The organism is Pseudomonas sp. A39, assembly GCF_058145955.1.
The window spans coordinates 20,661-34,717 of the sequence record NZ_JBYVMD010000001.1 but is presented as its reverse complement, the minus strand read 5'-3'; the positions used below and the strand labels follow the sequence as shown (position 1 = coordinate 34,717).

At 62.0% G+C, this 14,057-nt stretch carries 13 protein-coding genes; 8 read left to right on the top strand and 5 right to left on the bottom strand.

Annotated elements, in window-relative coordinates:
- The first annotated feature begins 53 nt into the window (after nucleotides 1–53).
- From AC3ZU9_RS00170 to AC3ZU9_RS00160, 3 genes are all read left to right on the top strand, one after another.
- Nucleotides 54–1,292 (top strand): MFS transporter, encoded by a 1,239-nt coding sequence (locus AC3ZU9_RS00170; protein WP_102060434.1) that lies wholly within the window; start codon nucleotides 54–56, stop codon nucleotides 1,290–1,292.
- 142 nt (nucleotides 1,293–1,434) lie between these two features.
- Entirely contained in the window at nucleotides 1,435–3,021 is a 1,587-nt protein-coding gene (locus AC3ZU9_RS00165) for an ABC-F family ATPase (protein WP_080567188.1), read from the top strand.
- A 259-nt stretch (nucleotides 3,022–3,280) separates the two neighbouring features.
- Nucleotides 3,281–4,456: an MFS transporter gene (locus AC3ZU9_RS00160; protein WP_043205287.1), complete on the top strand. Its 1,176-nt coding sequence runs from the start codon at nucleotides 3,281–3,283 to the stop codon at nucleotides 4,454–4,456.
- Here AC3ZU9_RS00160 and AC3ZU9_RS00155 read toward each other — a convergent pair.
- Together AC3ZU9_RS00155 and AC3ZU9_RS00150 are read right to left on the bottom strand one after the other, a co-directional pair.
- Entirely contained in the window at nucleotides 4,450–5,487 is a 1,038-nt protein-coding gene (locus AC3ZU9_RS00155) for an alpha/beta hydrolase family protein (RefSeq protein ID WP_012723997.1), read from the bottom strand. The two genes, AC3ZU9_RS00160 and AC3ZU9_RS00155, sit on opposite strands and share 7 nt — an antisense overlap.
- Before the next feature lie 207 nt (nucleotides 5,488–5,694).
- Nucleotides 5,695–6,306, bottom strand: coding sequence for an FMN-dependent NADH-azoreductase (locus tag AC3ZU9_RS00150; protein WP_012723996.1), 612 nt, complete (start codon nucleotides 6,304–6,306; stop codon nucleotides 5,695–5,697).
- Nucleotides 6,307–6,431: 125 nt separating this feature from the next.
- Here AC3ZU9_RS00150 and AC3ZU9_RS00145 point away from each other — a divergent pair, with 125 nt between their 5' ends.
- A complete protein-coding gene (locus AC3ZU9_RS00145; protein ID WP_012723995.1) occupies nucleotides 6,432–7,340 on the top strand; it encodes a LysR substrate-binding domain-containing protein in 909 nt (302 codons plus the stop codon).
- Complete coding sequence (locus AC3ZU9_RS00140) at nucleotides 7,337–7,693, top strand: MmcQ/YjbR family DNA-binding protein (protein ID WP_012723994.1); 357 nt, start codon at nucleotides 7,337–7,339, stop codon at nucleotides 7,691–7,693. The genes AC3ZU9_RS00145 and AC3ZU9_RS00140 overlap by 4 nt, the downstream gene beginning before the upstream one ends.
- On the opposite strand, the gene AC3ZU9_RS00135 is transcribed toward AC3ZU9_RS00140, so the two are convergent.
- Nucleotides 7,682–8,065 carry a DUF1294 domain-containing protein gene (locus AC3ZU9_RS00135; RefSeq protein WP_012723993.1) on the bottom strand — a complete coding sequence of 128 codons (384 nt, stop codon included), beginning with the start codon at nucleotides 8,063–8,065 and terminating at the stop codon, nucleotides 7,682–7,684. The two genes, AC3ZU9_RS00140 and AC3ZU9_RS00135, sit on opposite strands and share 12 nt — an antisense overlap.
- Nucleotides 8,062–8,892 carry an undecaprenyl-diphosphate phosphatase gene (locus tag AC3ZU9_RS00130; RefSeq protein ID WP_012723992.1) on the bottom strand — a complete coding sequence of 277 codons (831 nt, stop codon included), beginning with the start codon at nucleotides 8,890–8,892 and terminating at the stop codon, nucleotides 8,062–8,064. The genes AC3ZU9_RS00135 and AC3ZU9_RS00130 overlap by 4 nt, the downstream gene beginning before the upstream one ends.
- A gap of 219 nt (nucleotides 8,893–9,111) precedes the next feature.
- Here AC3ZU9_RS00130 and AC3ZU9_RS00125 point away from each other — a divergent pair, with 219 nt between their 5' ends.
- The 3 genes from AC3ZU9_RS00125 (at nucleotide 9,112) to AC3ZU9_RS00115 (ending at nucleotide 12,107) form a co-directional block, all read left to right on the top strand.
- The gene (locus tag AC3ZU9_RS00125; RefSeq protein ID WP_093546334.1) at nucleotides 9,112–10,746 is read left to right on the top strand and encodes a methyl-accepting chemotaxis protein; all 1,635 of its coding nucleotides are present in this window, start codon (nucleotides 9,112–9,114) and stop codon (nucleotides 10,744–10,746) included.
- 279 nt (nucleotides 10,747–11,025) lie between these two features.
- Complete coding sequence (gene pnuC / locus AC3ZU9_RS00120; RefSeq protein ID WP_012723990.1) at nucleotides 11,026–11,589, top strand: nicotinamide riboside transporter PnuC; 564 nt, start codon at nucleotides 11,026–11,028, stop codon at nucleotides 11,587–11,589.
- Complete coding sequence (locus AC3ZU9_RS00115; protein WP_122811531.1) at nucleotides 11,586–12,107, top strand: AAA family ATPase; 522 nt, start codon at nucleotides 11,586–11,588, stop codon at nucleotides 12,105–12,107. Before pnuC ends, AC3ZU9_RS00115 begins: the two co-directional genes overlap by 4 nt.
- A gap of 160 nt (nucleotides 12,108–12,267) precedes the next feature.
- Here the strand turns inward: AC3ZU9_RS00115 and ggt are convergent, their stop codons facing one another.
- Nucleotides 12,268–13,992 (bottom strand): gamma-glutamyltransferase, encoded by a 1,725-nt coding sequence (ggt, locus tag AC3ZU9_RS00110; protein WP_012723988.1) that lies wholly within the window; start codon nucleotides 13,990–13,992, stop codon nucleotides 12,268–12,270.
- Nucleotides 13,993–14,057: the final 65 nt, after the last annotated feature.

Below are 14,057 nucleotides of genomic sequence, written 5' to 3'. Positions count from 1 at the left end.
TCATTTACGCTGTGAGTGTTCAACCCCTGAACGCCGCCTCAGAAGTTCTTGCCGTGGCCAAACATTCCGACCTGCGTAATACCCTGTCCCTGGACAGCCTGAACTTCTTCCTGGCGGATGTGCGCGACGGACTCGGTCCCTACCTCGCCATCTACTTGCTGGCCGTGCACAAATGGGACCCGGCCAGTATCGGCGTGGTCATGACCCTGGCGGGTATCGCCGCGCTGCTCACCCAGGGGCCGGCGGGTGCGTTGATCGACCGTACCCACAGCAAGCGCGCGGTCATTGCGCTGGCTGCCATTGTGGTCACCGCCAGTTGCCTGCTGCTGCCCTTTGTCAGTTCTTTCAGCCTCGTGGCCCTTACCCAGGCTGCCAGCGCCGTTGCCGCGTCCGTGTTTGCCCCAGCGATCAGCGCGATCTCCCTGGGCATCACCGGCCCCCGCGCGTTCACCCGCCGCACAGGGCGCAATGAAACCTTCAACCACGCCGGCAATGCCGTGGCCGCGTTGTTGGCCGGCGGCCTGGCCTACCTGTTCGGGCCGGTGGTGGTGTTCTACCTGATGGCCTTTATGGCGGTGGCCAGTATCGTCGCGATCAGTTGCGTGTCGGCCGAGGCGATCGACCACGACGTCGCCCGAGGCTTCGACCCGGCGCATCACACCGATCATGAGCAACCGTCCGGCATGAAGGTATTGCTGGCGAACCGCCCGCTGTTGTTGTTCGCCATCTGCTGCGCGTTGTTCCACCTGGCCAATGCGGCGATGCTGCCGCTGGTCAGCCAAAAGCTGGCGCAGATCAACCTGCACATGGCCACCCCGCTGACGTCGGCGTGCATCGTCGCCGCGCAACTCGTGATGGTGCCGATGGCCTGGCTGGTTGGGTTGAAGGCCGACATCTGGGGACGCAAGCCGTTGCTGATGGCCGGCTTCATGATCCTGCCGTTGCGCGGCGTGCTCTACACCCTGTCCAGCGACCCTTACTGGCTGGTGGCCGTGCAAATGCTCGACGGCATCGGCGCAGGTATCTTCGGCGCGTTGTTCCCGGTAATCGTCAAGGACCTGACCCAGGGCACCGGCCGGTTCAACGTCAGCCTGGGCGCCCTCTCCACCGTCTTTGGCCTGGGCGCGGCGCTGAGCAGCAGCCTGGCAGGTTTTGTGGTGCAAGAGGCCGGCTACAACGCGGCATTCCTGACCCTGGCCGGCGTAGCAGCGCTGGCCTTGGCGCTGTTATGGCTGGCGATGCCGGAGACGTTGGAGAAACCTTCCTTCGCTCGACATACAACTGTCGCCTGACATATGCGACAATGCGCGCCAAATTCCAACACACATCCCAAATTTTCTGCTCAGCGACCGGGTTTCGCGCCTTGATGTCGCTGTTGACGCATGCCTGAAGGCTCCTGCCGTCACGCTCGCAACCCATTGATAGGTAAAGTAATTGATCTCCACAGCTAACATCACCATGCAGTTCGGCGCCAAGCCGCTCTTTGAGAACGTCTCGGTCAAGTTCGGCGCCGGCAACCGTTATGGTTTGATCGGTGCCAACGGTTGCGGCAAGTCGACCTTCATGAAAATCCTCGGTGGCGACCTGGATCCGTCCGGCGGCCAGGTCATGCTGGAGCCGAATGTACGCCTGGGTAAACTGCGCCAGGACCAGTTCGCCTACGAAGAATTCACCGTGCTCGACACCGTGATCATGGGCCACGAAGAGCTGTGGAAGGTCAAGGCCGAGCGCGACCGTATCTACTCGCTGCCGGAAATGAGCGAGGACGACGGCATGGCCGTGGCCGAGTTGGAAACCGAGTTCGCCGAGATGGACGGCTACACCGCCGAATCGCGTGCCGGTGAGCTGCTGCTGGGCCTGGGTATTCCCCTGGAACAGCACTTTGGCCCGATGAGCGAAGTGTCCCCAGGCTGGAAGCTGCGTGTACTGCTGGCCCAGGCATTGTTCTCCGATCCTGAAGTGCTGTTGCTCGACGAACCGACCAACCACTTGGACATCAACACCATCCGCTGGCTGGAAAACATCCTGACCCAGCGCTCCAGCCTGATGATCATCATCTCTCACGACCGTCACTTCCTGAACAGCGTGTGCACCCACATGGCTGACCTGGACTACGGCGAGCTGCGCCTGTTCCCGGGCAACTACGACGAGTACATGACCGTGGCGACCCAGTCCCGCGAGCAATTGCTGTCGGACAACGCCAAGAAGAAGGCGCAGATCTCCGAACTGCAATCCTTCGTCAGCCGCTTCTCGGCCAACGCCTCGAAAGCCAAGCAGGCCACCTCCCGTGCCAAGGCGATCGACAAGATCCAACTGGCCGAGGTCAAGCCTTCGAGCCGCGTGAGCCCGTTCATCCGTTTCGAACAGACCAAAAAGCTGCACCGCCAGGCGGTCATCGTCGAGCGCATGGCCAAAGGCTTCGATGGCAAGCCGCTGTTCAAGGACTTTAGCTTCCAGGTTGAAGCTGGCGAGCGCGTGGCGATCATCGGCCCGAACGGCATTGGCAAGACCACCCTGCTGCGCACCCTGGTCAACGAACTGACGCCGGACGCCGGTAGCATCAAGTGGACCGAAGCCGCTGAACTGGGCTACTACGCACAGGACCACGCCCACGACTTCGAAGATGACATGAGCCTGTTCGACTGGATGGGCCAGTGGACCCAAGGCGAACAAGTGATCCGTGGCACCCTGGGCCGCATGCTGTTTTCCAACGACGAGATCCTCAAGTCGGTCAAGGTGATCTCCGGTGGTGAGCAAGGTCGCATGCTGTTCGGCAAGCTGATCCTGCAAAAGCCGAACGTGCTGATCATGGACGAACCGACCAACCACTTGGACATGGAATCCATCGAAGCACTGAACCTGGCGCTGGAAAACTACCCAGGCACGCTGATCTTCGTCAGCCACGACCGCGAGTTCGTATCGTCCCTGGCCACCCGCATCATCGAGTTGAGCGCCGATGGCGTGATCGACTTCAGCGGCACCTACGACGACTACCTGCGCAGCCAAGGCGTGGTGTTCTAAAACACCCCTTGTAGTGAGCGCGCTTGTTGTGGTGAGCGGGCTTGCCCCGCGCTGGGCTGCGCAGCGGCCCTAAAAAGAACACCGCGCTCTGTCCGACAGAACGCGGTGTTTTTTATTGGGGCTGCTTCGCAGCCCAGCGCGGGGCAAGCCCGCTCACCACAACAACACACCTGTTCATCAGGCAAAGTAGTTAGCCTGCTTTCTTTTCCCCCTGGCCCTTGCCATCATGCCCTCACCGCCCGCCCGCGAATGAGTGCCCATGCCTGCCGCCGCTCCCAGTTCAATGTCGATCACCCTGAAGATCGTCTCCATCGTCTTCTACACCTTCATCGCCTTTATCTGCATCGGCCTGCCGATTGCGGTGATCCCAGGCTATGTGCACGAACAACTGGGCTTCAGCGCCGTGGTGGCCGGGGTCACGATCGGCTCGCAATACCTGGCCACCCTGCTCAGCCGCCCCATGGCCGGGCGCATGTCCGACACCGTCGGCACCAAACGCGCGATCGTGTTGGGGCTGGCCGGGATCCTTGTGAGTGGTGTGCTGACGTTTTTCGCGACGCTGGTGGACAGCCTGCCGTCATTGAGCCTGGGCATTCTGATCGTCGCGCGGCTGTTGCTGGGCGTAGCCCAAGGGCTGATCGGCGTGGGTACCATCAGTTGGTGCATGGGCGCCGTCGGTGCCGAACACACGGCGCGCTCGATTTCGTGGAACGGCATCGCCTCCTACGGTGCCATCGCCATCGGTGCGCCGCTGGGCGTGGTGATGGTGGCCGAGTATGGCTACAACAGCCTCGGCATTGCGCTGTCGGTGTTGTCCGCATTGGGCCTGGTGCTGATCCGCAACAAACCCTCGGTGCCGGTAGTGCGCGGTGAGCGCCTGCCGTTCTGGGCGGTGTTCGGGCGTATCGCACCGTTTGGCGCCAGCCTGTGCCTGGCATCTATCGGCTACGGCACCCTCACCACCTTTATTACCCTGTATTACCTCAATCGCGGCTGGGCCGGCGCAGCGTACTGCCTGACCGTGTTCGGCGTGTGCTTTATCCTGTCGCGTCTGGTGTTTATCTCGGCCATCAGCCGCTTTGGTGGCTTCCGCGCCGCGATTGCCTGCATGACCATCGAGACCTTGGGCCTGACGCTGCTCTGGCTCGCACCGTCCACCGGGGTGGCATTGATGGGGGCCGGGCTGACCGGCTTTGGCTTGTCACTGGTGTACCCGGCGCTGGGTGTGGAAGCCATCAAGCAGGTGCCCAACAGCAGCCGTGGCGCGGGACTGAGTGCGTATGCGGTGTTCTTTGATTTGGCCCTGGCGATTGCCGGGCCATTGATGGGCGCCGTGGCGCTGAACCTCGGCTATGGCTGGATCTTCTTCTGCGCGGCACTGCTGTCGGTGACCGCACTGGGCCTGACGCTACTGCTCAAGCGCCGCGCTTACTGATCAGCCGTCTGCAAACCGGCGCGGGTGGATTGGCCGAGGGTGTGGCTGAAAAAACGCCCCGCCTCGGAAATCAGGTCGCGGTGAATGCCCTCGCGGTCGACGCCATCGGCATCGGTGCAAATCGCCGGCATTGCGGCCAACTGATCGCTGTCGCACGGCGCCATGAACACGAAATGCCCGGCCCCGGCCAGCAGTTTGAAGTCCGGCGGTTCCGGCAGTTTGCGCGCGAGGGCCGCCGCGTTCTTGTCCACGGCCACCAGCTTGTCGCCATCGCCGCTGTAGAGCAGCACCGGCACATGCACATCCGCCAGGGTGTGGCGACCAAACATCAGGCTCAGCGGTGCCATCAGCATCAAGGCATGAATACGCGGGTCGGACTGCGGTTGCAGGTCGTCACGGTCCACCACCAGTTCGCCCTTGGTGGTGCAGGCGTCGCGGTCTTCCGGGCGCTCCTGGCAATAACGGCGCAGCCGGTCGAAGTCCGGCTTGGCACCGGCCAGGATCAACGCGGTCTCGCCCCCGGCGGAGTAACCGATAACCCCCACTTGATCGATGTTGACGAACGGCGAGAGCATCGGGTCGCCCAAGGTCGCGGTGATCGCTTCGGAAATCTGGATCGGCCGGCCATACAGGTTACTCACCGTGCCCAGGCGGCTGTGGTCCTTGTAGTTGTCGCCGGGGTGCAACACCGCCACCACCACAAAGCCTTTGCGCGCCAATGAGGTGGCCAGGTCATGCAGGGCCAGGGGCGTGCCAGTGTTGCCGTGGGACAACATCAACATCGGGAAACGGCCGATGGCAATCTTGGAGTCTTCGGTGGCAGCGACGTGGTACGCACCCAATTGTGTGGTGTGCTCAAGCCCGGTGGACGGGTAAAAGGCCACGGCCTTCATCGGCTGCAAGTCCAGCGGATCAAGAAACGTCATGCGATGGAAACCCACACTCCAATGCGGGTGCGGTGCCGGCGCAGCGTGCACTGAAATCAGGCCGCCGAGCAGGGAAAGAACCATAACAGCACAAAGACGCATCATGGGGATGTCCACCTTTGCTGCGTGAGAACCGACATATCGAAGAAACGTCCAGGTTGTTAAACCCATGCTTGCACAACCTGGGCCAAAGTAATGACAGCGGGTAAACGAAAAAACTCCGTACTCCGGTCGTTTTCAGGCGAGCAGAATACAGAGTTTAGGCGCCCGGCTTCAGATTGAAACCGAGGAAGGGCGAAATTTACACAAGCCTTACGCGGCGGCGAACAATTGTTCGTTGATCAGTACGTTGGCGTCGCTCAGGGCTTTGCTGCGCACTTCGTCACCGTAGGCCAGGCCTTCGGCACGCACGATCTCGATATCGGTGATGCCCAGGAAGCCAAACAGCAGTTTCAGGTAGCCTTCATGGGCGGCACCCGTGGCTTGCCCGGCATGCATGCCACCGGACGTGGACACGATGATGACTTTCTTGTTGCCGCACAGGCCTTCCGGACCGGCTTCGCTGTAGCGGAATGTCTGGCCGGCGACGGCGATGCGGTCGATCCAAGCTTTCAACTGGGTTGGAATAGTGAAGTTGTACATCGGCGCACCCACCACCACCGCGTCGGCGGCGAGGAACTCGGCCAGCGACGATGCGCTCAGCTCGGCCTCATGCTTTTGCGCGGCATCACGCAGCTCGGCAGCGGTGCCCAGGGCGCCCAAGGTCGCGCCGGAGAAGTGGTTGATGCCTTCGCTGGCCAAGTCACGGTAGGTCACTTCCACACCCGGCTCCGCAGCTTGCCAGGCCTTGACCACGCCGGCGCTGAGCTGACGGGACGCCGAGTTGTCGCCGAGGATGCTGGAATCGATATGCAACAGTTTCATGGTGGATCTCCGAGGTGGGATCGACAGTGGCGATCAGATGGTGGTGATCCTACGCATCAAACGAATAGTCGATAAGTCAGCTCAAATGCGATAGTTTGTCCCACTGACAGGACAATAGGCTGACCATGCAAGACCTCAACGACCTCTACTATTTCGCCAAAGTCGTGGAAGCCGGCGGTTTCGCGGCGGCCGGGCGCCTGCTGGGGATTCCCAAGTCCCGGTTGTCGCGACGCATCGCCGAGCTGGAAGAACGCCTCGGCGCGCGCCTGCTGCAACGCACCACCCGCCAATTGACGCTTACCGCCGTCGGCGAGCGTTACCTGCGGCATTGCCAGGCGATGCTGCTGGAAGCGGAAATGGCCGATGAGGCCGTCGCCAGCATGTCCAGCGAGCCCCGTGGGCGGCTGCGGGTGAGCTGTCCGGTGGGCATGGCCCAGCACATCCTGCCGGAAATCGTCGCGGGTTTTCTCGCAGCCCACCCTCAGGTGCAATTGGAGATGACCCTGGTCAACCGCCGCGTCGACCTGGTGGCCGAGGGCATCGATGTGGCCCTGCGTGTGCGCGAGCTCGGTGATGAAGACCCCTTGCTGGTCACCAAGCGCCTGCGTCAGGCGCAGACCGTGCTGGTGGCCAGCCCCGCGTTGATGCTCGGTCGTCAGGTGGCCAGCCTTGAGGACCTCAAGCAATTGCCGATCCTCGGGGCGCTGGAGGCGGATCGCCTGGTGCATCAGCGCATTATCGACCCGCAGGGCCATGCCCACGAGCTGGCGATGGAGGCCCGGCTGGGTATCGACGACTTCATCGTGCGCAAAACCAGCGCCATCATGGGCCTGGGCTTCACCATACTGCCGATGATGTACTGTGAAGCCGAACTGGCCAGCGGCCAGTTGGTACAACTGCTGCCGGAATGGTCGTTGCCGGGCGGCTGGCTGCAAGCGGTGTACCCGCATCGCCGTGGCGTGTTGCCGGCCATCCGCGCCTGGATCGATTACCTGGAAGAAGGTTTCAAAGGCTGTGGAGACCGCCTGCTATGAAAATGACCGAAGCCCAAGTCGCGACCTTCTGCCTGAGCCTGCCCGGCGCGCGGGAGGACTACAAATGGGGCGGCGTGCGGGTATTCTCGATTGCTGGCAACAAGATGTTCGCCCTGCAAAACCTGCGCGGTGACTCGCTGGCGTTCAAGGTCGACAAGGAATTGTTCCTCGGCCATGTGGACCGCCCAGGCATCCACCCGGCGCCGTACCTGGCACGTGCGCAGTGGATCATCATGAACACGCCCTACCCGCTGGGCGCCGAGGAGCTGCGTGGCTTGTTGCAGCGCTCCCACCAGTTGGTGGTGAGCAAACTGCCCAAGCGCACGCAGATCGGGTTGTTGCTAGAGGATTGAAACCAGGGTACCGCCGAGGAACATCTGGTCCAGCCAAAACACCTGGTGCAGCAACACGATCACCCAGAACAGCACCTGGTAGGACACCTTGCGCGTCTTGTGCCGGAACACCTGCTGCGCAATCAACGCGCCCGGCCAACCGCCTGCCAGCTCGACGGCGTGCAGGATATTTTCCGGCGTGCGCCAGCTGTCGGTGCGCGCCTTGCGCTTGTCGCTCCAGTACAGGAAAAACGCGATCACGCTGACCACGCCATAGGCCACCAGCGGAATCAGCGTCTCGCCACGCTGCCACACCAATACCGACCCCAACAACGGCGCCGCGCACAGCAGCACAAAGATCGCCGCCTTCAGGCGTGGGTGCTGGATCATCATGCCTTGGCCGCGGTCCAGTCGATCCAGCCGAACTGCCAGGTCGCCAGGATCAGCAAACCGAACGCAATGCGGTACCAGGCAAACGCGGCATAGCTGTGACTGGCAATGAACTTGAGCAGGCCCTTGACCGCGATCATCGCGAAGATAAACGAGGTCACGAAGCCGATGACGAACACCGGCAGGTCCGCCGGCTGGAACAGGTCACGGTACTTGTAGCCCGAATACACTGCCGCGCCGACCATGGTTGGCATGGCCAGGAAGAACGAAAACTCGGTGGCGGTCTTGCGTGACAGCCCGAACAACAGGCCGCCGATAATGGTCGAGCCCGAACGCGAGGTGCCCGGGATCATCGCCAGGCACTGCGCCAGGCCGACTTTGAGCGCGTCTTTCCAGGTGATGTCATCGACGGTCTCGGCATGCACTTCATGTTCACGACGCTCGGCCCACAACATGACGATGCCGCCCAGCACCAGGGCCGTGGCCACGGTGATCGGGTTGAACAGGTAGTGGTGAATCACGTCAGCGAAAATAACCCCCAACACCACCGCCGGCATAAAGGCGATCAGCAGGTTGACGGTAAACCGCTGGGCCTTGCGCTGGGTCGGCAGGCCGCTGACCACTTCGAAAATCTTGCCCCGGAACTCCCACACCACGGCCAGGATGGCGCCCAGCTGAATGATGATGTTGAACGCGTTGAAACGGTCGCCGGTAAAGTCGAGCAAGTCGGCGACGATGATCTGGTGGCCGGTGCTGGAAATCGGCAGGAACTCGGTAAGCCCCTCCACAACGCCAAGAATCACTGCCTGAATGGCGGTCCAAAAATCCATACTTCCCCCAAAGGTCTTGCTCTACGGCAAGCCTTGTTAATCTTTTTAATGGTTCACTGACGACAAGACACAGCGCTGAGTTTCAACCCCACGCTGCAAAAATCCTGTGAAAAATCAGACAGTACTCAGGTTTTTCGATTACAGGCCGAAAGCCTATCAGACAAGGCGTAAAAGTCGATGTGGCGCCCACAATTATAAAAAGCCCGGAGTGACAGGACGATGAACAGTTTGCGCAATATGTCGATCAGCCGACGGCTCTGGCTGATCCTGATAGTCGCCGTGCTGATGCTGATGGCCCTGGGTTTGCTGATGCTCAAGCAGATCCATGACGACCTCTACCAGGCCAAACGCCTGCAGACCCAACACGTGGTCCAGACCGCCAGCGGTATCCTGACGTTTTATCACAGCCTCGAAACCACCGGCGTGATGACCCGCGAAGCCGCCCAGAAACAAGCCATGAACGCGGTGCGCGGCTTGCGCTACGACCATGACGACTATTTCTGGATCAACGACCTCACGCCCGTGATGATCATGCATCCGGCCAACCCCAAGCTCGACGGCCAGAACCTGTCGGCGATCCGCGACCCCGACGGGTTTGCCGTGTTCAACGAATTCGTGATCCTGGCCAAGGCCAAGGGCGCGGGCATCATCAACTATCGCTGGCCGAAGCCGGGTGCCGAAGCGCCCGTGGCCAAGACCTCGTATATCCAACTGTTCGAGCCGTGGGGCTGGATCATCGGTTCCGGGGTCTACGTGGATGATGTACAGGCCGAGTTCAGCGCCCAGGTCTGGAAAGCCTCGTTTATCGGCTTGGGCATCGCGGTGGTCATGGCGTTGCTGGTGTCGTTGATCGCCCGCAGCATCGTACGGCCGTTGCAGGACGCCGTGAATGCCATGGGCAACATCGCCAGCGGCGAAAGCGACCTCACCCGCAGCCTCGATACCCATGGCCAGGACGAAGTCACCCAACTGTCCCAACACTTCAACAGCTTTACCGCCAAGCTGCGTCTGGTGGTAACCCAGTTGCAGGCATGCGCCAACGCATTGGGCCAGTCCTCGCAAGAGCTGGGCGCCAACGCCACCCAGGCCCATGACCGCAGCCAGCAACAGTCCCAGCAGATGGAGCTGGTGGCCACGGCCATCAACGAAGTCACCTACGGCGTGCAGGACGTGGCCAAGAACGCCGAACACGCCGCCAGCGAAATGCGCGATGCCCAGGCCCAGGCGCAGCAAGGCCAGGTCAACATCGACGGCAGCCTGCAGCAGATCGACCAGCTCTCGGGCACCATCAGCCAGGCGGTGGAAGTGATTCGCACCCTGTCCGCCGAAAGTACCCAGATCGGCAGCGTGCTCGAGGTCATCCGCTCCATCGCGGACCAGACCAACCTGCTGGCCCTTAACGCGGCGATTGAAGCGGCACGCGCGGGCGAACAAGGCCGTGGCTTTGCCGTGGTGGCCGATGAAGTGCGCCTGCTGGCCCAGCGCACGCAAAAGTCCACCGCCGAGATCCAGGGCATGATCGAGCGCCTGCAAGGCCACTCGGAAGCGGCGGTCAAGGTGATCAGCGACAGTCACAGCGCCTCGCAACTGACCATCGAACAGGCCGGCCAGGCCGGCGCCAGCCTGACCGCCATCGGGCAAGCCCTGAATAACCTCAACGGCCTGAATGCGTCGATTGCCAGCGCCACCCTGCAACAGGCCCATGTGGTGGAAGACATCAACCAGAACGTCACCCAGGCCGCCGGCTTGTCCCACAGCACGGCGCTGGCGGCGGAACAGTCGAGCGTGGCGAGTGCGCAATTGCGCGGGTTGAGCGAACAACTCGACGGCCTGCTGCGCCAATTCAAAGTGTAGTTTTGTGGTGAGCGGGCTTGTTGTGGTGAGCAAGCCAATTGTGGTTAGCGGGCCTATTGTGATGAGCAGGCTTGTTGTGGTGAGCGGGCTTGCCCCGCGCTGGGCTGCGTAGCAGCCCCAATAAATACGCCGCGTATTGCCTGACAGTATGCGGCGATTGGTTTTAGGGCTGCTGCGCAGCCCAGCGCGGGGCAAGCCCGCTCACTACAACAGCCAATTCCTAGACCCACCTTCTTTGGTTACAATCCCCGCCCTCTCCCACTCTCCCAAGGAACCACCATGTCCGGGCTTGAACTGTTCGCCGCCGCCCTGGGGGTGATCGCCGTATGGCTGACGGTCAAGCAGAACCCTTGGTGCTGGCCTATCGGGCTGGTGATGGTGTTGCTGTACACCTGGGTGTTCTTCGACGTAAAACTCTATTCCGACATGCTCTTGCAGGTGGTCTACGCCGCGCTGCAAGTCTACGGTTGGTGGCAGTGGACCCGCGCCGGCGAGGTCCAGCAGGGCCGCCAAGTGACCAGCCTCGGTGTGCCAGCGATCATGGCCAGCCTGGCGGTGGGGGCAATCGGCAGCTTGCTGCTCGGCGCCGCCATGGCGCACTGGACCGACGCCGCCCAACCCTGGCTGGATGCCGCCCTGACCGGTTTCAGCCTGGTGGCACAACTGTGGATGGCGCAGAAGCGCGTGCAGTGCTGGCCACTGTGGATTGCCGTGGACGTGATCTTCGTCGGGCTATTTCTCTACAAAGGCCTCTACCTCACCGCCGCGCTCTACGCGCTGTTCACCGTGATCGCCGTGCAAGGCTGGCGCGAATGGCGCGCCGACCCGGCGTTGCACGCATGAAGGTGGTGGTACTGGCCGGGCCGGAATCCAGTGGTAAAAGTTGGCTGGCGACGGAGCTGCAAGCGCAGTTTGGCGGGTTGATGGTGCGTGAATACGTGCGCGAATTCATCGACCATCACCAGCGTGATACCTGCCTTGCGGATATCCCGGCCATCGCCCGTGGCCAACTCGCCTGGGAAGACGCCGCCCGCGCCGAACAGCCCCGCCTGCTGATCCTCGATACGCACTTGCTGACCAACAAACTGTGGAGCCAGACCCTGTTTGGCGACTACCCGGCCTGGCTGGACGACGAACTGCTGGCTCGGCACTACGACCTGCACCTGCTGTTGTCGCCGGAAGATGTGGAGTGGACGGCCGATGGGCAACGCTGCCAACCTGAGCTGGCCGACCGCAGGGCGTTTTTCCAGGACAGCCTGGACTGGATGCAGCAGCACCAGCAACCCGTCGTGGTCATCAGGGGAAATTGGGAAGAACGCCGGAGCGCCGCATTCACCGCAGTAGAACAGCTGTTGTGGTGAGCGGGCTTGTCGAATCGTCGCACCGCCCGCGCTGGGGGGCGTAGCAGCCCCAATAAACACGCCGCGTACTGCCTGACAGTATGCGGCGATTGGTTTTAGGGCGGCTTCGCCCCCCAGCGCGGGGCAAGCCCGCTCACCACAACAAGCCCGCGCGCGCCCGTCAGTACCCCAGCGACAGCCCCGTATTACGACGCGGGTCATTCGCCCCATAGAAGCGGTTGTTACCCACCGGCTTGCCACCCAGCGACGGCGCGCCCACCAGGATCGCCGCCAAGTGGTTGGCATCCTGCGGACCGGCAAACTTGTGGCCCCAGCTTTCCAGGATCTTCTGGGTGTCCGGGCTCACGGCAAACGTCTCGAGGTTGGTGGTCTCCGGCATCCACTGCTGGTGGAAACGCGGCGCGTCCACGGCTTCCTGGATGTTCATCTTGTAGTCGATGACATTCAGGATGGTCAGCAAGGTCGCGGTAATGATGCGGCTGCCACCTGGCGTGCCCACCACCATCACAGCCTTGCCATCCTTGGTCACGATGGTCGGGCTCATCGACGACAGCGGCGCCTTGCCCGGCGCGATGGCGTTGGCTTCACCCTGGACCAGCCCGTACATGTTCGGCACGCCGACCTTGACGGTGAAGTCGTCCATTTCATCGTTGAGGATCACCCCAGTCTTGCTCGCCATCACGCCCGCGCCGAACCAGTCGTTGAGGGTGTAGGTCACCGACACCGCATTGCCCCACTTGTCGACGATGGAATAGTGGGTGGTGTTGTTACCTTCGTGAGGTGATACGCCCGGCTTGATGGCTTGGGAATCCCCGGCCTTTTGCGGTTCGATGGCGTCGCGCAGTTTGGTCGCGTAGTTTTTGTCCAGCAGGTGCTCGATCGGGTTCTTCACGAAGTCCGGGTCGCCGAGGTAGCTGTTACGGTCCACATAAGCGTGGCGCATGGCTTCGATCTGGTAGTGCAGGCCTTGGGCCGAGTGATAGCCGAGGTCGGCCATCGGGTAGCCTTCGAGGATGTTCATGATCTGGCAGATCACCACGCCACCCGAGCTTGGTGGCGGTGCCGAGACCACGTGGTAGCCACGGTAGTCGCACTCGATGGGTGCCAACTCACGGGTCTTGTATTTGTCGAGGTCCGCCTGGGTGATGATGCCCTTGCCGGCCTGGCTGGAATCCACCAGCGCCTTGGCGACCCAACCTTTATAGAAACCGTCGGTGCCCTTGGCCGAGATTTCCTTAAGGGTCTTGGCCAGGTCTTTCTGCACCAGTTTCTGACCCACCTGCAGCGGCTGGCCGTTGTGCAGGAAGATCGCGCGCATGTCCTTGTCTTTTTCAAACTCGCCGGTGGCGGTGTGCAGCAGGTCAATATCACCCTGCTCCAGGGCAAAGCCGTTTTCCGCCAGCTTGATCGCCGGTGCGATGACCTGAGCGCGCTTGAGGGTGCCGTATTTGCTCAGGGCCAGTTCCATCCCCGACACGGTGCCGGGTACGCCGACGGCCAAGTGGCCCTTGGCGCTGAGGCCTTCGATGACGTTGCCGTCTTTGTCCAGGTACATATCGGCGGTGGCCGCCAGCGGGGCTTTTTCGCGGAAATCGAGGAAGGTCTTGCGCCCGTCTGCCAGTTGCACGGTCATGAAACCGCCACCCCCCAGGTTACCCGCCGCCGGGTACACCACGGCCAGCGCATAGCCCACCGCGACAGCAGCATCGACCGCGTTGCCGCCGGCCTTGAGCACATCCACGCCCACATGAGTGGCCAAATGCTGGGCCGTCACCACCATGCCATTTTCACCGGCCACCGGGGCCTGGGAAGCGGCGTGCACACCACTGACCGTCAACACCAGGGCTGTGGCAATCAAGGTACGGCTGAAGGGTTGGTATTTCATCCATGGCTACTCTAGTTATTGAGACGCACCAAAATAGCCCGGCGCACAGGTAATCCCCAGCGCAA